This is a genomic window from Rhodococcus sp. MT28 (assembly GCF_058792695.1).
The window spans coordinates 1,166,935-1,183,349 of record NZ_JBXAFD010000001.1 but is presented as its reverse complement, the minus strand read 5'-3'; the positions used below and the strand labels follow the sequence as shown (position 1 = coordinate 1,183,349).

Genomic DNA, 16,415 nt, shown 5'->3' with positions numbered 1-16,415 from the left:
CTTGTACCTCCGTGATCAGGTCGAGTCACCCGAGAGTGGTGTGTGCGTGGGGAACGCTTTGCTGCAGGGCTTCGGGACGAGGCGCCGTCCAGGTGCCGTCGAGCACGGAGGGACGGGGGCGGTACAGGCGCAGTACGTAGTTCCACCCGGGCATGATGGGCAGTGCGTTCGCGACGCCGTCGAGATGGACCCCGAAGCGGATGGTGGTGCTGCCGTCGGAGTCTGGGGTGGCCGTGAGGCTGTTGATGCTGTTGACGCCCAGGGCGTTCTCTTCGAAGTATCCGGCCGCGTTGTACAGCGAGACCGACCAGAACGCATCCACGGGAACATCGTTCAGGCGGAGACGGTATTCCCCGACCGGGAGACGTTCGTCGAAGTTGACGTAGGTGGCCTCGTACTCGGGAAGGCCACCCCAGCCGGATGCGGTACCGAGCAGGTGCCTGATCGGATCGACTTCCGCAGCGGTACCGAATGAATGGTCGTACGTGGTGATGCCACGCGCGAGTGCGAGGAGTGCGTCGCGGGTCTCGGTCTGCGATTGCTCGTCGTAGTCGGGCAACGGGAACTCTCCCGTTCCGCCGCCGTCGATGTTGAGGGCGTCTTGCAACCGGTTCACCTCGGCGACGTCTTCGGGGCTGTTCGGATCGACGAGGATGCGCACGATCAGTGCGGCGTAGTCGGTCCCGACCAATTCACGCGTGAGCAGGTGCTCTCCCGGGTCGCGCAGGATGACGGGACCGAAGTGATCTTGACTGACCACCCACACGGAGATGTAGCGCTCGCCGGTATCGGGCACCGTGATGGTGACGTTCTCGCGCACGTCGATGATCGCGCTGCTGTACAGAGTGTCGCGGTTCTGGCGGATGATCGGCTGGTTGTCGAGTGACCCGAGATCACGAGTGTGGTTCCACGTGCCCAGGCCGACGCCCGCGGCCAGGCGAGCGAACATGAGATCGGACTCTGCCCGATTGAAGTTCAGGACGTTGACGGCGATCGTGGACATAGTGGGTTCCAATCGGTGTCGGGGTACGGAAGCGGGCGCGGTAATCCATGGCCCGTCGGGGTGAATCAGCCGAGCAGTCGCGCTTTCGCGGCTTGGAACTCGGCGTCGCTCAGCAGGCCTTGTGATTTGAGGTCGCCGAGTTTCTGCAACTCGGCGACGAGATCGACCGAGGCCGCGGGTGCGGGTGTGGGCATCGGGAGTGCGGCATGCTGCTGGGCGAATTCGTACTGCGCCTGCTCGTATTCGGCTTGGGCTCTCCTTTGCCGGCGGGTGGCCATACCGTCGCTGACCGCGGTCGCAGTACCGGTCACGACCGCGGTGCGGGCGGCGAGGCCCAGCAGTCCGGGGCGACCTCTTCTCGGGATGTACGGCATGTCAGACCTCCAGTTTCGGGCTGATCGTGTCCATGAGGGCATTGACGACGGGTGCGGGTATCCGCTCGTAACCCAGTAGCACCGCGCCTGACGCAGCGGTGCGGGCGGCGAGTTCGCGCTGATAGACCAACTCGAGCGCGACCAGCAGCGCTGTGGCACCGGTGGGAATGGCTGCCGCGAGTTCGGTGATGTCCTCATGCCCGAGCAGACCGGACGCGCCGAGCATCTCGACGTTGATCTCGAAGCCGTTCGGCAACTCCTCGACTTCGATGAGGGTGAGTTCATCGTCCTCGGACTTGGAGATGACGATCAGATCGAGCAGCCGCACCAGGCCGGTATCCGTAAGGTCGGTCAGTGCGGAGAGCGCGGCCGGGTCGAGGCTCTGCCCAGGCAGGCCGAGAAGGTAGAAGTCGACGGGGCCGAAACGCGCGGCACTCACGAGAGGACCTTCAGCTTGAGTGCGGCGAACTCGTCCTCGCTGATCGCTCCGGCTTCGAGCAGTGCTGCGGCTGCGGCGATCTCCTCGCTGGGGCTCTTCCCCGCGACCTCGCGGATATACGATTCGGCGGCCTTCTCGGCGTCGCGTGCGGCCTTGTTGCTGCGTTCCGTCATCCCTTCGCCGCGGGCGACGAGATAGACGAGCGCGGTGAGGATGGGCAGGAAGAGTAGGAAGAACACCCAGACGGCCTTCAACCAACCGCTGAGCTTGTGGTCGCGGAACAGGTCGGCGATGATCGCGAACAGCGCGAAGAGATATCCGATGAAGACGGTTGCCCACAGCATCCAGCCGAGGCTTTCCCAGAAGCTCATGTGTCTTATCCGTTTCGTGTCAGGCCTGCGCACCGGGATTCCGCCGACTAGCGCATTTCGGTTGATTCCGGCAATTCTCACTGGTTTCCGCAGGCTTCGATCGCGGTCTCATCCGAAGCGGATGAGACCGGATTTCCACGGACATCGAACGTCTCGAGTATCTTCGACACATGATCGAAGCCGTGCGTGACGCACTCGCCTCTGGTGAGGCGGAGCAGGCTCGACGAGTCCTGCGGAAAAACTGGCTTCGTTTGATTCTCGAATCTCACACCAGGGAACTCGAGCAGCTCTGCCTTGCTCATCCCGATCCCCACGATCCGCACATCCTGCTGATACGGGCGTGCTGCCGCGATCTCAGCGGTGATCCGTACGGCGCTGAGTTTCTCCGCGGGCAGGGTCTGCGGGTGGCGTCCGACGATTTTGTCGTCTGCTTCACCGACCTGCTGCTCGCTCCGGACACCTCGACCAAGGCCGTCATCGCCGATCGCGCGCGTCACGCGCTCGCCCAGTGCGAGCCCGAGGACGATTACCCGTCCGCGCTTTTCCTCCTCGGATGGACCGAGGTCAGGCTTCGTCGTGACCTTCCTCGTGCCATCGCGCTACTTCGCTCCGCCAGCGACGAGGCGCAGTTGCAGTCGCGCACGGAGACATTGCGTCTTGCACAGTCCAACTTGGCCTTTGCGCTGACCCACGCGGGAGCATTCACCGAAGCCGAACAGATCCTCGACGGCCTTCCTGCGCGAGATGTGGCGTCCGATTGGGAACGCTTCGAAGGTGGTCTCCCACAGTCGAATCGGGGGTGCATCGCTTACTGGCGTGGCGACTTCGAGGAGGCGATCGCTCAGTTCGACTCGATCATCGAGGAGGGCAGCCCTGGAACCAATTTCGAGGCGCTCGCCCGTCTGTACCTGGTGATGAGCCTGATCGCTCTGAACCGGGAAGACCGATACCACAACGCCGCTCGTCTGCTGCGAGGCGTGAGCACTGCGGACAAGCACGGCATTCCTTGGGATACGCTGCGGCGCGTCACCACGGCCTGGCTCGCCCACGCTCAAGGACAGGACGAGCAAGCTCGCCGCATCGCAATGCCCACGCTGACCAGAACAGGTGCTGCGGTCGCTCACGCGCTTCTCGCGGAGCTCTACCGAGTCATGGGGGATCCGGAACCGTCGGCTCAAGCGCTTCGCTTGGCAACCTCGGCCGCGCTGCCGCGATACGCGCTGGTGAGCACCCTTGTCACGTCTGCCGCCCTGAGCTCCGTCGCCGGGCGTGGACCGCAGGCGCACGAGCAGTTGGATCGTGCGCTGGCGGAAGCAATCCCCGAGCGGATTCTCGCCCCATTTCTGAGCGGCGATCCGGTAATCGTCGATCTGTTGAACGCGCACGCAACACAGGGGTCGAGACACCAGGAACTTCTACGCACGATTCTGGAAAAACGGGGCCAGCTCTCTGCCAAACTCGCCGGAGTCCTGACGGAACGTGAGAAAGAGATCCTCACTTTTCTGCGAACCACGATGACTGCTGACGAGATCGCTGCGCACCTCGGCATCGCCTATCCCACCGTGAAGACTCACATTCGCTCGATCTATCGAAAATTAGGTGTGACCAAACGGCGCGCCGCAGTCCAAGCAGCCGACAACCTAGACCGCGGGATCGGGGGCGATTCCGCGGCGGAGGCTGCGAACCGTCAGATCCAAGGCTTGTAGTCGCGTCCCGGAACCGCGGTTCACGTAGTCCATCGACGTGTAGAGCAGTGACCACAGCAGGTTCTGCACCCAGTCCGAACCCATGTCGGGGTCGATGGAACCGTCGGAGTGTCCGCGCTCGATGGCATCGGTGACTGAGTCGTCGTTCGACGCGGACTCGGCAAACGAATCTTCTTGATACACACCGGGAGTGAAGAACAGGACCGTCAAGAGGTCGGCCAGTTCGAAGTATTCATGGCACAGGCGAACCAGTGCTTCGGCTCCGGTACCCTCGCCGAGTCGAGCTGCTGCTGCTGCCTCTCCGACGGCGCGGGTGGCCTCGGCCGCGACTGCGTCGACCAGGTCTGACCGTTCGGGAAAATAGCGGTGCAAAGTGGTCCGGCCGACCTTTGCGGCCGACGCGATCTCGCTGAGGGTCGCAGCAGGCTTGGATGCGAACACCGAAACGGCAGCATCGAGGATGGCCTTCCGTGTGCGCTCGCGGGTCGCGCTTTGTTCTGGTGCGCTGTGGATCGTTGTCACGAATCCGAAGCGTAGCCGTGTCCGGTTTCGGTATCCAGTGTTTCCGAATCGGAATTTCTCTTGCCCTTTATGGAACATTCGTGTTCCATAAATTCATGCTTGAATCCGACGCTTCTCAGCCCGCACCGAAATGGAGCAATCTCCGCGTCCTCTCGGAGTTTGCTCGACCGCATCTGCCGTCGCTCCTCCTCGGATTGGTATTGGCGCTGTGCGGCTCCGCGGCGACGCTGGCAACGCCCATGGTCACCAAGTGGGTTCTCGACACCCTCGATACCGGTGCGTCGCTGAAAGGACCGATCCTCACGCTCGTCGTCCTTCTGATCGTCGGTGCCGTGCTCGGTTGTGCTCAGTGGATCGTTCTCGGAACCGCCGCCGAGAAGGTTGTCTTCGACGCCAGGTCGTCGCTGGTGAGGCGATTCCTCGCTGCGACGGTGCCGGCGCTGCAATCGCGATCCGTGGGTGAATTGGTCACCCGGGTCACGTCTGACACCTTGTTGCTGCGGGAGGCTGCGTCGTCGGCCGCGGTGAATATTCTGAACGCAGCCGCGTTGACCATCGGAACGATTGTTCTGATGGGCGTACTGGATCTGCCGTTGTTGGGCGTCACCATGGTGGCAATCGTGTTCGCCTCCATACTCTTTGCGGTTCTGATGCCTCGGATTTCCGCAGCGGAAGCGCGAACCCAGGAATCGCTCGGTCAGCTCGGCGGCGTTCTCGAGGGTGGCTTGCGTGCGATCCGGACGGTCAAGGTTTCCCTCGCCGAGGATCGCGTCGGGGCTCTGGTGACGAACAATGCGTCCGATGCGAAAAAGCATGCGATCACGGCGGTGCGAGTGTCGGCAACCGCGTGGACTGTCGCGTGGACCGCCATTCAAGGATCGATCATTGCCATCCTGGGCTTCGGTGCCTGGCGAGTCGCCGACGGCGAAATGGCAGTCTCGACGCTCATCGCGTTTTTGCTCTACGCCTTCACCCTGATGGGGCCGGTGTCGGAGCTTGCGCAGAACGTGACCTCCGTTCAGTCGGGAATCGCGGCAGCTATCCGGATTCGCGAGATGCAGTCGTTGCCCACCGAGCAGTACGACGAGGTCGTGGACGTGGTCGCGAAAACGAGCGCTGCCGCGCCGCTGATCGAGTTGCGCGACGTCACCGTGAGCTACCACGGATCGAACCAGCCGGCGTTGCGCGATGTCTCGCTGGTCATTCCGACGCGTGGGCACATGGCCATCGTCGGCCCGTCGGGCGCAGGAAAGACGACCTTGCTCTCGACCGTGCTGCGATTTGTCGAACCGCGATCGGGTGAGGTTCTCCTGCATGGAGTCGGTTACGACGCGCTCGATCACCGCGCTGTGCGCGAGAGTCTCGCATACGTGGAGCAGGAGACACCGGTGGTGCCCGGAACGATTCGGGAGAACGTCGTCTTCAGCCATCCCGATGCGACGGACGAAGAAGTCCAGGCCGTTCTGCGCTTGCTCCGGCTCGACGACGCGATCGAGGCCCTGCCCAACGGACTCGACACCGCTCTGACGGCCACTTCGCTGTCGGGCGGCCAACGTCAGCGGATCGCGATGGCGCGCGCAGTTCTGCGGCCGAGTGCTTTGCTTCTGCTCGACGAAGCCACTGCCCAGGTCGACACGCTCACCGAAGCCGCGATTGTCGACGCGATCAACGAACGTGCGCGCACCGGGGCCGTGGTGACTATCGCTCACCGGCTCTCGACGGTGCGTGACGCCGACTGGATCGTGGTCATGGAAGACGGTCGGATCCGCAACATCGGCAACCATGACGAGCTCATGGACAAGGACGATCTGTACCGCGACATGGTGGTTGCCGGCAGGCTCGATCAGGGCGAGGCAATGCTCGAGGATTGTTGACCCGACGCGTCGGCGTGTGCGAGAGTGCTGATACCGAGCGATCGCTCGGTCGGGATGTTCTTTCGGAGGTGGCTGGTGGCAATCGATCTGACGTACGCGCCCGAGGTGGTGGCGCTGATCGAGAAGACGCGCGACTTCACGCGCAACGTAGTGCTCCCCATCGAAGACGAACACGCCGGTGACATCGCTGTAGCGGGTGGCGATGCAATCCGCATCGAGATGCAGTCGGCAGCAAAAGAAGCCGGTGTCTTCGCCCCGCATGCGCCGATCGAGTACGGCGGACACGGACTCAACATGAGTGATCGCGCGCCGGTCTTCGAGGAAGCCGGCTACTCGCTATTCGGGCCGACGGCGCTCAACATCGCGGCGCCGGACGAGGGCAACGTTCACATGCTGGCCCACGTGGCGAACGAAGCACAGAAGCAGCAGTTCCTCGCGCCGCTCGCAAGCGGGGACATGCGGTCGGCATTCGCCATGACCGAACCCGCGCCGGGAGCGGGATCCGATCCTTCGGCTTTGAACACCCGCGCCGAGAAAGTCCCCGGTGGCTGGAAGATCAACGGTAAGAAATGGTTCATCACCGGCGCCGACGGCGCCGGGTTCTTCATCATCATGGCGCGCACGTCCGGTGAGCCCGGGCAGCGCGGCGGAGCGACCATGTTCCTGGCGCCGACGGATACTCCCGGCCTGGTAGTGGGTCGACACATCGACACCCTCGACAAGGCCATGATCGGCGGGCACTGCGAGGTCACGTTCGAGGATCTCTTCGTACCCGACGAGGCCGTTCTCGGTGAGGTCGATCAAGGTTTCGCCTACGCGCAGGTTCGCCTCGGTCCCGCCCGCATGACGCACGTGATGCGCTGGCTCGGTGCAGCGCGCCGCGGCCACGACGTCGCCGTGGCCAGAGTTGCCGAACGAGAAGGCTTCGGCTCGAAACTCGGTGATCTCGGAATGATCCAGAAGATGGTCGCCGACAACGAGATCGACATCGCAGCCAGCCGCGCACTTCTGGTGCAGGCCTGCTTCGAACTCGATCAGGGCGGGCACGCGAGCAACGCGACGTCCATCGCCAAGACCTACGCTGCCGAGGCGATCTTCCGGATCGTGGACCGCTCCATTCAGATGTGTGGCGGAATGGGCGTGTCCGGCGATCTGCCGCTGGCACGCTTGTCCCGCGAAGTGCGTCCCTTCCGCGTCTACGACGGCCCGTCCGAGGTTCATCGCTGGGCAATTGCGAAACGTGTTGTCGGAGCTGCGAAGCGCGCTGCTCGGGAGGAGTCGAAGTGACGGACTTTCCAGGACTCGATCTCGCGGCGCTCCACAAGTATCTGCAAGCCGCTGGCGTCGAGGTGAGCGGAGAGTTGCGAGCCGAACTGATTTCAGGCGGCAAATCCAATCTCACCTACGGAATCTTCGACGACAACTCGAAGTGGATTCTCCGTCGTCCACCCACGGCCGGCCTCACGCCGTCGGCGCACGATGTTGCGCGCGAGTTCCGAATCACCTCGGCGTTGCAGAACACCGCCGTGCCGGTCGCGCCGACCGTCGTGCTGTGCGAGGACGCCTCGGTGATGGGTGCGTCGTTCACGGTGGTCGAGTTCGTTACCGGTCAAGTGATCCGAACCAAAACCGAGTTGGAAGCTGTTCCGGCAGCGCAGGTCACGCAGTGCACCGACGAGTTGGTGCGTGTTCTCGCTGCACTGCACGACGTCGACTACACCGCAGTGGGTCTCGGCGAACTCGGCAGACCCGACGGTTACGTAGCCCGCCAGGTGAAGTTGTGGGCCGGTCAATGGTCACGCGTCAAGACCGAGGACTCGGCCGACGTGGACAGGTTGGCGTCGAGCCTCGCGGAATTGATTCCGGCGGAATCAGCCTCGTCGATCGTTCACGGCGACTACCGGATCGACAACACGATTCTCGCGGCGAACGACGTCACCAAGGTTGCCGCAGTGGTGGACTGGGAACTGTCGACGCTGGGCGATCCGCTGGCGGACATCGCGATGATGTGCGTCTATCGGCATCCCGCGCTGGATCTGGTTCTGGGTGAGCCTGCTGCGTGGACGAGCCCGTCGCTACCGTCCGTTGTCGATCTGGCGCAACGGTATTCGTCCGTTTCGGGTCGTGAACTGGCGCATTGGAACTTCTACATGGCGCTCGGGTTCTTCAAACTCGCCGTCGTGGCGCAGGGCATCGATCACCGATTCCGAGCAGGAGCCACCGTCGGCGGGGGATTCGACAAGGCTGGATCTTCTGTGCCGGAACTGATCTCGGCCGGACTCAACGCACTGCAAGGGAAATTCGAATGACTCGATCAGCACTGGTCACCGGCGCCTCCAAGGGAATCGGGCTCGGCATCGCAACACGCTTGGCTTCGCAAGGGTACGGGCTGACCATCACGGCGCGTGATACCGAGCGGCTCGCCGTTGTCGCCGAAGAACTTACCCGCGCCGGATCGCCGGACGTCGTCGTCTCGGCCGGCGACATGGCGGACGAGAACTTCGCCGCAGCACTCGTCGCCACACACAATGAGCGATTCGGCTCCATGAGGGCTCTCGTCCTCAACGCCGGAGTGGGAACCAGTGGGCGAGTGGCGGATTACCCGATGCGACGTTTCGACAAGACCGTTGCCGTCAATCTCCGAACACCGTTTGCACTATTGCAAGCGTCGCTGCCGCTCCTGCGTACAGCGGCGGACGCGGACCTTGCCGGCGGAGCGAAGGTGATCGCTCTCGCCTCGATGGCCGGTGTGTATGCCGAGAGCGGCCTGGCCGTCTACGGAGCCACCAAAGCTGCGCTGATTTCGATGGTCGAGGCACTCAACGCCGAGGAATCCGGAAACGGCGTCAGTGCGACGGCCATCGCTCCCGGTTACGTCGACACCGACATGTCGGCATGGACACACGATCGGATCACACCGGACACCATGATCAAGGTCGACGACATCGTGGAGTTGGTGGACGGTCTGCTCAAGCTCTCGTCTCGAGCGGTCGTTCCGAAGGTCGTCATGGCGCGGGCCGGGACCAACGGCTACTCCGCCTGAAATTTCAATCCAGCTTGGCTTCGCCCCGCTTGCGAAAGAAGTGAAAGCCAGGCACCCCGACGATCGCCTGCCGCAGGTCCTTGACCACTCCGAGGAGTTCGTGGATCTCGGGCGAGACGGAGTCCAAGGTTCCGAGGATGGGCAACACCGCGGCCACCCGGTCGGTGAGCTCCGGTAGTTGGTCGATCAGCTTGATCGCGGCGCTGACCTCTGCCTCGGAAAGGTCGTCGGCGAACCTGGCGGCCAGCGGCGCGAGCTGTAGGGCGATGGGCTCGTAGATCTCGAGGAGTTGACCCGCGATGTCCGACGTCTGCTCGACGGCCTCGACCAGTGTCTCAGCGCGAACGGTCACGGCGGCAGCTCCGATGACGACGCGGTCGGCGTTGTCGGCGATCTGGTTGATGCGCGCCACCAACCTCTCGACCGAGAAGAGGAGCGCCTCGAGTCGAGTGGGCAGGGTGACCGCAAAAGCGACCGTGGACAGGGACCAGTGCACCACGTCGCCGACGGAGCGGACGACGGTGGAGCTGCCGGGCAAAACTAGAGCCATCCCTCGATACTGCCTGATGTGACGTCAAAGTACAGGTAAATCTCACATTCACGAGGCCCGCGGCGTCTTCGAGGTGTCGGTGCCGGCGCGGACAATCACTTCACCCGCTGCCTGCCGCACCGCGCAACCTGGAAGGATCGAGACATGACGGCTATCCGTACGCACACTGTGATCGACTCGCCGATCGGAGCGTTGACGCTGGTAGCAGCAGGTGACGACCTCTGCGGGCTGTACATGGCGGAGCATCGCCACAAGCCGGACGAGTCCACGTTCGGTGATCGTTCCTCGGCGGTCTTCGGTGAAGTCGAATCGCAGCTCACCGAGTACTTCGAGGGTGATCGCACGGAGTTCTCCGTGCCGCTGGCGCCCGTGGGTACCGAGTTCCAGAAGCGGGTGTGGGACACCTTGCGAACGATCCCGTACGGCGAAACCTGGACCTACATGGAGCTCGCGCAAACTTTGGGTAACCCGCTTGCGATCCGTGCCGCCGCCGCGGCAAACGGCAAGAATCCGATCAGCATCATCGTTCCCTGTCATCGCGTGGTCGGTAGCGACGGAAGTCTGACCGGTTTCGCCGGCGGCCTCGAACGTAAGCGGTTCCTGCTCGACCGCGAGCACGGCGGCGAATCGGATGTCCTCTTCTGATGCGCTCGGCTCACAATTCGGTGATCGGGAACGTCTACCGGTCGTGACACTCAAACCGTTCGAAGACGTCGTGACCGAATACGGTGCAGTGGTCCTCCGTGTCTGCCGCGCGGTGGTCGGGCCCGTCGACGCCGAGGACGCGTGGTCCGAGACGTTCATCGCAGCGATGCGGGCATATCCGGATCTGAATCCGGACGCGAACATCGAAGCCTGGCTGGTCACCATCGCGCACCGCAAGGCAATCGACATCACCCGAGTGCGCGCCCGGGTGGCCGTGCCGACAGACGACGTTCCGGAGTTGCCGACGCGAATCGGCGTACCCGGAACGTGGGATCACGAACTCTGGGACGCACTCGAACAGCTACCGCTCAAACAACGTGCGGCAGTCGCCTATCACTTTCTGGGTGGGCTGCCGTACGCAGAGATCGCGGACATCCTCGGCAACACCCCGGCGGCCGCCAGACGCGCGGGTGCGGACGGTATCGCCACACTACGAAGAACCTACTTGTCCGCTACCGCTGCGGAAGGGAGTCACTCATGAGTAACGATGTGTTCGAGGCGCTTCCAGCCGTTGACGCTGACGCCATGATCCGCCTACGGGCGCGCCTGGCTGCTCAGGCGTCCGAAGCTGAATTGATCGACGTGGCATATCGAACCGTCGATTCGCCGGTCGGAAAGCTGCTCCTGGCGGCGACCGATGTCGGCCTGGTGCGGGTTGCCTTTGCCGTCGAAGGGCACGACCTCGTTCTGGAACGTTTGGCGGACACCGTCAGCCCCCGTGTGCTTCATTACCCGCGCAGGCTGGACACTGTCGCTCGCGAGTTGGACGAGTACTTTGCCGGTGCGCGTCGAGAATTCGATCTGCGCTTGGACTTTCAACTCGCGAAGGGGTTCCGACGCGAAGTGTTGCGTCATCTTCCCGAGATCGAATACGGCCACACTGCAAGCTATTCGGTGGTCGCGGCAGCATCGGGAAGCCCACGTGCGGTGCGTGCCGTAGGGACCGCATGTGCAAAGAACCCGCTGCCGTTGGTGGTCCCGTGTCACCGGGTGGTGCGCAGCGACGGCAGCCTCGGGCAGTACGCGGGTGGCCCCGAACTGAAAGCGATTCTGCTGGATCTGGAAGCCGGCCGGTGAGCGCAGTGACGCTGCGCTTTCAGGCGCCCTATGCAGTCGAACCGCTCACCGGTGCCCTGCGGGCTCACTGCGTCGCAGGCCTCGAGCGTCACGACGACGGTGTTCACACCAGAGTCGTACCGTTGCCTTCCGGACCCGTTGTCGTGTCGGTGTCGTGGACCGACGACGGTGTCGTCGTGGATTCCGATGTGCCGGTAGCGGATTCCGCAGTGCTGGAGGTGATCGTGCGCCGTTGGCTCGACCTCGACGCCGATCACACTGCTGTCGAAGCGGCGTTCGGTAGTGATGAGTTGTTGGCCCCACTTGTTGCCGCCCGTCCAGGATTGCGTGTGCTCGGTTCGGTGGACGGGTTCGAGACCGCAGTGCTCACTGTTCTGGGACAACAGGTTTCGCTCGGCGCGGCGAGGACGTTCGGTGGTCGTTTTGTCAGCGCATTCGGGGTACCGGTGCAAGGGGATTTTCTTGCCTTCCCTGATCCGGACGTGGTTGCAGCGCAATCAACCGAGGGCATACAGAAAGCCGTCGGATTGACCACAGCGCGCGCAAGGACAGTGCACACGCTGGCAACTGCGGCAGCGAACGGCCTCGATCTCTCCTGGAATGCGGATCCTGTCCAATTTCGTCGAGAGCTGTTGGCGCTAAAGGGAATCGGACCGTGGACCGCTGACTATCTCACCGTCCGGATTCTCGGTGATCGCGACGCATTCGTACCCGATGATCTGGTGTTGAAACGTGCGCTGGGGGTCTCGACGGCCAAAGAAGCCACAGCGTTGTCCGAGCGCTGGCGACCCTGGCGAGCCTACGCGCTCTTTCATCTGTGGACCAAGGAAGCGTTTCTGTAGTCGGTCAGTCTTTCGCGCGGGCCAGTTCGGACGGCCACCAAATACGTTTCCCGATGTCGTGAGAGAGTGCCGGCACCAGGACGCTGCGCACGATGATCGTATCGAGCAGCACGCCGAAGGCCACGGCAAATCCGATCTCGGCGAGGAAGACCAGTGGCAGGATTCCCAGTACGGCAAACGTTGCGGCCAAGACGATTCCGGCTGACGTGATCACGCCGCCCGTCACCGCAAGACCGCGCAGTACACCTGCACGGGTGCCGAATTCTCCGGTCTCCTCCCGGACTCTGGTCATCAGGAAGATGTTGTAGTCGATACCCAGCGCGACGAGGAAGACGAAGGCGAACAGCGGGAACGATTGATCCGCCCCGGCGAACCCGAATACGTGTGTGAAGAAGAATCCGCTCACACCGAGGGTCGCCGCGAAGGAAAGCACCACGGTGACAATGAGAATCACCGGGATCAGCAGAGCACGGAGCAAAGCGGCCAGAACCAGGAAGATCACCACCAGCACGATCGGGATGATCAGGTTTCTGTCGCGGACCGAGGCCGCCTGGACATCAAGGGTGGTGGCCGTGCTGCCGCCGACGAGCGCGTCGGCGCCGGGCACGTCGTGGACGGCAGTCCGCAGTCGCTTGACAGTTTCGAGTGCCTGCGGCGAATCGTAGGAGTCGGCGAGGGTTGCATTGATCATGGTTCGGCCGTCGATCGGTGCAACGGTGAAAGCCGCAGGGGCGCAACCCGCAGCGGCGGCTTGTGCGACGGCAGCGGGGTTGGTCTTGATCAAATCGCTGACCTTTGCGACGTCCACCTGGGTGCAGACGGCGCCGGGATCCTGCGAGATACCTTCGACGCCGCTGGCTGCTTTGATGACGGCGTCGGCCTGGTCGGCGTTTGCGGTGATCACGGCCGGTGCGCCGGCTCCGGGATCGAACTTCGAGTCGTAGAGTTCTTGTCCGACAACTGCGTCGGGACGATTGGTGAAGCTTTCGGTGGATGTCAGGCCATCGGTTTTGAGACTGCCGATCCCGGCCGCGAACAGGATGATCAACAACACTGTGGCGCCGATCCACAGTGGGCGGTCCTTGCTACCGACGGCCTCGGCGATCTTGCCCCACATCCCGTGCGTCGTAAGGTCTGCGGCGTGATCGACCTTGGGCTTGCGCGGCCAGAAGACCCACCGTCCGGTGGCGGCCAGAGCGACCGGCATGAACGTCATCATCACCAGGTAGGTGCAGGCGATCCCGATGGCGGCGACGGGTCCGAGGCTCTTGTTGGAGTTGAGTTGAGAGAACGTCAGGCAAAGCAGACCGAGAATCACGGTGACAGCCGAAGCGGTGATGGCCGGCGCAGACTCGCGCCAGGCCTTGATCATCGCGTCGAAGCGGTTGGGATACGTGTGCAATTCTTCGCGATAGCGAGAGATCAAGAGTAGGGCGTAGTCGGTACCGGCACCGATCACCAACACGAAAAGGATGCCTTGAGATTGTCCGGTCAGAGTGAGTAATTCGGCTTTCGCGAGAAAATAGATCACCATCGACGACAAACCGATGGCGAGGAGCGCGGAGAACAGCGGGAAGAACCACAACACCGGCGATCGGTACACGACAAGCAGGATGAGGATCACGACCAGGAGTGCCGCGCCAAGGAGCGCTCCGTCCAGACCGGCAAAGGCGTCGATGAACGCAACGAGTAGCCCACCTGGCCCGGCTGGGAGTACCTCGACATCACCAGCTGCTTGTTTTGCTGCGTCGATGACGTTCTGCTCGGTGGTCGCCAGGACATCGCCTGCCACGGATGTGTCTCCGTCCTTGGCGACGAGTGGCACGAAGATCGACGCAGTTGTGCCGTCGGCGGAGTACTGAGTGGGCTGCATACCGTCGGCGTCTACCCCGGCGACGCCGGCAATGGCGCCGTAGGCCGAGTTGATTGCAGATTTGTCCGCCTCGGTGAGGGCCGAATCTCTATGGAACAGAACAAATCCAGGGATCGTCTCGACTGCGAGGAAGTTCGCGGATTGGTTGCTGACGATTGTCGATTCGGCGGAACTCGGGAGGTACGAGGCGTTGTCGTTCTTTTGAACCTCGGCGAGTTTGCCCTGGAAAGAACCGCCGAATCCGCCTGCGACGAAGGCGAAGATCGCAAGGGCGATCACGGTGAAGATCGGCACGCGAAGGCGCTTCACGGCTCCGCGCTCGTTCCGTTCTGCGTCAGTTGTGTCCAGCTTGGTCATGGTTCTCCTCGAACGCAGTCGACCAGCACCAACAAAGCAACATTTTCCAGTAGAACACGCAATACGGGCGCGGTGGAACCACTTGGCGTGGAATTGACGACGCTACGAAGTGCCTTTGCCGTATGTCTCGCGGGCTGCGACGTCCATGGGAAAACGGACGACTGTGTCGCCGAACAACAATCGAGTTGCCGAAGCCGCGGCGGCCAGCACGTGGGCGGTACCTGACTCAGGATTTCGGGTATGCACGACTACCTCGTCGTGCTGGAAGAAGACCAACTCGCCGTCCGGATCTTCGGCGAGGCGGCGCCTGAGGTCGGCCAGGAGGCACAGCGCCCACTCGGACGCAGTGGCCTGCACGACGAAGTTGCGCGTGAAACGACCGCGGGCGTGAGCGTCGCCGTGGGAGTAGAAGTCGGGAGACGGTGGGGGACAGGCCCGGCCGAGCAGTGACTTCACCACCTCGCCGCGCTCACCTGCCTTGGCAGCTTGCTCGACGTACTCGACGGCGACCGGGAATCGCTTCCGCAACAAGACGAGCAGTGCTTTGGCTTCACCCGCCGTCGCCCCGTACAGGACTCCGAGGATTGCGACCTTGGCTTTGGCGCGATCACCGCCGAAGGCTTCGGCACCGACAAGTGCGTACAGGTCGTCGTCCCCGGCGGCGGCCATCATGCGGCGGTCGCCGGACATGGCGGCCAGAATTCGGGGCTCGAGCTGACCGGCGTCGGCGACGACGAACACGTGGCCCGGATCGGCGACGACGCTCGAGCGCATTGTCTTCGGAATCTGGAGGGCCCCGCCGCCTCGACTCGCCCACCTGCCGGACACGACACCACCGGGAACGTAGATCGGACGGAATCGATCTCCCCGCACCCAACTGTCCATCCACTGCCAACCGTTGGTGCTGTACAGCTTGGCGAGTTCGCGGTGACGTAGGAGCAGCGGCACAGCCGGATGATCGATCTCCTGCAGAAACCACTTGCGCGTCGACGGTAGTTCGATGCCCTGACGTCCGAACGCCTCGGTGATCTCCACCGAAGACGAAGGATTGACGGTGCGCCCGAAGACCTCGCTGATCTGGGCGGCAAGTTCCTGCATGCGTGCGGGGAGGTCGTATCCCGTCGGCCGCGGCCCCAGTCGTTCTTCGAGGAGTTCACGATGCTTCTGCGTCGAGAACGGAAGGCCCGTGTGCGTCATCTCGGCGGCGCTGAGAGCGCCGGCCGATTCTGCTGCGATCAACAAGTCCAGTCGAGCGTCCGCGCCGATGGTTGCGCGCTGCTCGGCGAATTCGGTGACGACGGCGAGGGGATCGAGAACGGGTGCAGTGTCGAAGAGTCCGAGTCGATCGTCGTCGAACTCCTCAGCGGGCGGTGACGGTTTGCCGGCGCGCATTCCGAGTATCGCGCGGGTCAGGGAGATGTCGTGGCACCGCTGAACCCGTACGCCTGCCCGCAGTAGAGGTGGGTACACGGTCGCCGTACTCGGCCACACCCACCGCGGGTGCTCGGCTTCCTCGATGGTGCGTACCGCTGCGATCAGGTCGGGGTATTCGACGGGATCGGCGAGCGGCGTTCCAGCGGGATCGGTCCGTAGGACAGTTGCCGTCACAGCTCCCGTGGACGTCGTACTACCGGGGACCAGGACAACTCGCACGACATCAGTGTGACGGCTGGGTCCGA

Annotated in this window: 17 protein-coding genes; 9 read left to right on the top strand and 8 right to left on the bottom strand. The window is 63.2% G+C overall.

Annotation, left to right across the window (positions count from 1 at the left end; genetic code table 11):
* Positions 1-25 precede the first annotated feature (25 nt).
* The 4 genes from AC1Q6C_RS05680 to AC1Q6C_RS05665 form a co-directional block, all read right to left on the bottom strand.
* Complete coding sequence (locus AC1Q6C_RS05680; RefSeq protein ID WP_003940299.1) at positions 26-1,003, bottom strand: DUF1214 domain-containing protein; 978 nt, start codon at positions 1,001-1,003, stop codon at positions 26-28.
* Between the two features lie 65 nt (positions 1,004-1,068).
* A complete protein-coding gene (locus AC1Q6C_RS05675; protein ID WP_054825971.1) occupies positions 1,069-1,377 on the bottom strand; it encodes an SHOCT domain-containing protein in 309 nt (102 codons plus the stop codon).
* A gap of 1 nt (position 1,378) precedes the next feature.
* Positions 1,379-1,816 (bottom strand): DUF6325 family protein, encoded by a 438-nt coding sequence (locus AC1Q6C_RS05670; protein ID WP_064687762.1) that lies wholly within the window; start codon positions 1,814-1,816, stop codon positions 1,379-1,381.
* Positions 1,813-2,187, bottom strand: a complete 375-nt coding sequence (locus tag AC1Q6C_RS05665; RefSeq protein ID WP_030537228.1) for a PLDc N-terminal domain-containing protein — start codon at positions 2,185-2,187, stop codon at positions 1,813-1,815. The genes AC1Q6C_RS05670 and AC1Q6C_RS05665 overlap by 4 nt, the downstream gene beginning before the upstream one ends.
* Before the next feature lie 170 nt (positions 2,188-2,357).
* Between AC1Q6C_RS05665 and AC1Q6C_RS05660 the strand changes: the two genes are divergently transcribed.
* Positions 2,358-3,893: a helix-turn-helix transcriptional regulator gene (locus tag AC1Q6C_RS05660; protein WP_065351451.1), complete on the top strand. Its 1,536-nt coding sequence runs from the start codon at positions 2,358-2,360 to the stop codon at positions 3,891-3,893.
* Here AC1Q6C_RS05660 and AC1Q6C_RS05655 read toward each other — a convergent pair.
* Complete coding sequence (locus tag AC1Q6C_RS05655; protein WP_030537226.1) at positions 3,828-4,415, bottom strand: TetR/AcrR family transcriptional regulator; 588 nt, start codon at positions 4,413-4,415, stop codon at positions 3,828-3,830. The two genes, AC1Q6C_RS05660 and AC1Q6C_RS05655, sit on opposite strands and share 66 nt — an antisense overlap.
* A gap of 95 nt (positions 4,416-4,510) precedes the next feature.
* On the opposite strand from AC1Q6C_RS05655, the gene AC1Q6C_RS05650 reads away from it, so the two are divergent.
* The 4 genes from AC1Q6C_RS05650 to AC1Q6C_RS05635 all read left to right on the top strand — a co-directional run bounded on the left by AC1Q6C_RS05650 (position 4,511) and on the right by AC1Q6C_RS05635 (position 9,332).
* Positions 4,511-6,289: an ABC transporter ATP-binding protein gene (locus AC1Q6C_RS05650; RefSeq protein WP_230359110.1), complete on the top strand. Its 1,779-nt coding sequence runs from the start codon at positions 4,511-4,513 to the stop codon at positions 6,287-6,289.
* 75 nt (positions 6,290-6,364) lie between these two features.
* The gene (locus tag AC1Q6C_RS05645; RefSeq protein WP_003940162.1) at positions 6,365-7,576 is read left to right on the top strand and encodes an acyl-CoA dehydrogenase family protein; all 1,212 of its coding nucleotides are present in this window, start codon (positions 6,365-6,367) and stop codon (positions 7,574-7,576) included.
* Entirely contained in the window at positions 7,573-8,598 is a 1,026-nt protein-coding gene (locus AC1Q6C_RS05640) for a phosphotransferase family protein (RefSeq protein WP_007729609.1), read from the top strand. Before AC1Q6C_RS05645 ends, AC1Q6C_RS05640 begins: the two co-directional genes overlap by 4 nt.
* Entirely contained in the window at positions 8,595-9,332 is a 738-nt protein-coding gene (locus tag AC1Q6C_RS05635) for an SDR family NAD(P)-dependent oxidoreductase (RefSeq protein ID WP_030537223.1), read from the top strand. The genes AC1Q6C_RS05640 and AC1Q6C_RS05635 overlap by 4 nt, the downstream gene beginning before the upstream one ends.
* Positions 9,333-9,336: 4 nt before the next feature.
* On the opposite strand, the gene AC1Q6C_RS05630 is transcribed toward AC1Q6C_RS05635, so the two are convergent.
* A complete protein-coding gene (locus AC1Q6C_RS05630; protein WP_007729604.1) occupies positions 9,337-9,882 on the bottom strand; it encodes a hypothetical protein in 546 nt (181 codons plus the stop codon).
* 144 nt (positions 9,883-10,026) lie between these two features.
* On the opposite strand from AC1Q6C_RS05630, the gene AC1Q6C_RS05625 reads away from it, so the two are divergent.
* Genes AC1Q6C_RS05625 through AC1Q6C_RS05610 form a run of 4 tightly spaced genes read left to right on the top strand, consistent with a single transcriptional unit; the run spans position 10,027 to position 12,506 of the window.
* Entirely contained in the window at positions 10,027-10,527 is a 501-nt protein-coding gene (locus AC1Q6C_RS05625; RefSeq protein WP_003940613.1) for a methylated-DNA--[protein]-cysteine S-methyltransferase, read from the top strand.
* The gene (locus AC1Q6C_RS05620; RefSeq protein ID WP_080961251.1) at positions 10,514-11,068 is read left to right on the top strand and encodes an RNA polymerase sigma factor; all 555 of its coding nucleotides are present in this window, start codon (positions 10,514-10,516) and stop codon (positions 11,066-11,068) included. The genes AC1Q6C_RS05625 and AC1Q6C_RS05620 overlap by 14 nt, the downstream gene beginning before the upstream one ends.
* A complete protein-coding gene (locus AC1Q6C_RS05615) occupies positions 11,065-11,664 on the top strand; it encodes a methylated-DNA--[protein]-cysteine S-methyltransferase (protein ID WP_007729599.1) in 600 nt (199 codons plus the stop codon). The genes AC1Q6C_RS05620 and AC1Q6C_RS05615 overlap by 4 nt, the downstream gene beginning before the upstream one ends.
* Complete coding sequence (locus AC1Q6C_RS05610; RefSeq protein WP_492666420.1) at positions 11,661-12,506, top strand: DNA-3-methyladenine glycosylase family protein; 846 nt, start codon at positions 11,661-11,663, stop codon at positions 12,504-12,506. The genes AC1Q6C_RS05615 and AC1Q6C_RS05610 overlap by 4 nt, the downstream gene beginning before the upstream one ends.
* 4 nt (positions 12,507-12,510) lie before the next feature.
* On the opposite strand, the gene AC1Q6C_RS05605 is transcribed toward AC1Q6C_RS05610, so the two are convergent.
* Together AC1Q6C_RS05605 and AC1Q6C_RS05600 are read right to left on the bottom strand one after the other, a co-directional pair.
* A complete protein-coding gene (locus AC1Q6C_RS05605; RefSeq protein ID WP_075834453.1) occupies positions 12,511-14,736 on the bottom strand; it encodes an MMPL family transporter in 2,226 nt (741 codons plus the stop codon).
* 102 nt (positions 14,737-14,838) lie between these two features.
* A complete protein-coding gene (locus AC1Q6C_RS05600) occupies positions 14,839-16,389 on the bottom strand; it encodes a bifunctional 3'-5' exonuclease/DNA polymerase (RefSeq protein ID WP_050654595.1) in 1,551 nt (516 codons plus the stop codon).
* Positions 16,390-16,415 lie beyond the last annotated feature (26 nt).

Bases quoted from the DNA above. Each gene is read 5' to 3' on its own strand.
- AC1Q6C_RS05680 (WP_003940299.1), bottom strand. From the start codon at position 1,003: ATGTCCACGATCGCCGTCAACGTCCTGAACTTCAATCGGGCAGAGTCC.
- AC1Q6C_RS05675 (WP_054825971.1), bottom strand. From the start codon at position 1,377: ATGCCGTACATCCCGAGAAGAGGTCGCCCCGGACTGCTGGGCCTCGCC.
- AC1Q6C_RS05665 (WP_030537228.1), bottom strand. From the start codon at position 2,187: ATGAGCTTCTGGGAAAGCCTCGGCTGGATGCTGTGGGCAACCGTCTTC.
- AC1Q6C_RS05660 (WP_065351451.1), top strand. From the start codon at position 2,358: ATGATCGAAGCCGTGCGTGACGCACTCGCCTCTGGTGAGGCGGAGCAG.
- AC1Q6C_RS05650 (WP_230359110.1), top strand. From the start codon at position 4,511: ATGCTTGAATCCGACGCTTCTCAGCCCGCACCGAAATGGAGCAATCTC.
- AC1Q6C_RS05635 (WP_030537223.1), top strand. From the start codon at position 8,595: ATGACTCGATCAGCACTGGTCACCGGCGCCTCCAAGGGAATCGGGCTC.
- AC1Q6C_RS05630 (WP_007729604.1), bottom strand. From the start codon at position 9,882: ATGGCTCTAGTTTTGCCCGGCAGCTCCACCGTCGTCCGCTCCGTCGGC.
- AC1Q6C_RS05625 (WP_003940613.1), top strand. From the start codon at position 10,027: ATGACGGCTATCCGTACGCACACTGTGATCGACTCGCCGATCGGAGCG.
- AC1Q6C_RS05620 (WP_080961251.1), top strand. From the start codon at position 10,514: ATGTCCTCTTCTGATGCGCTCGGCTCACAATTCGGTGATCGGGAACGT.
- AC1Q6C_RS05615 (WP_007729599.1), top strand. From the start codon at position 11,065: ATGAGTAACGATGTGTTCGAGGCGCTTCCAGCCGTTGACGCTGACGCC.
- AC1Q6C_RS05605 (WP_075834453.1), bottom strand. From the start codon at position 14,736: ATGACCAAGCTGGACACAACTGACGCAGAACGGAACGAGCGCGGAGCC.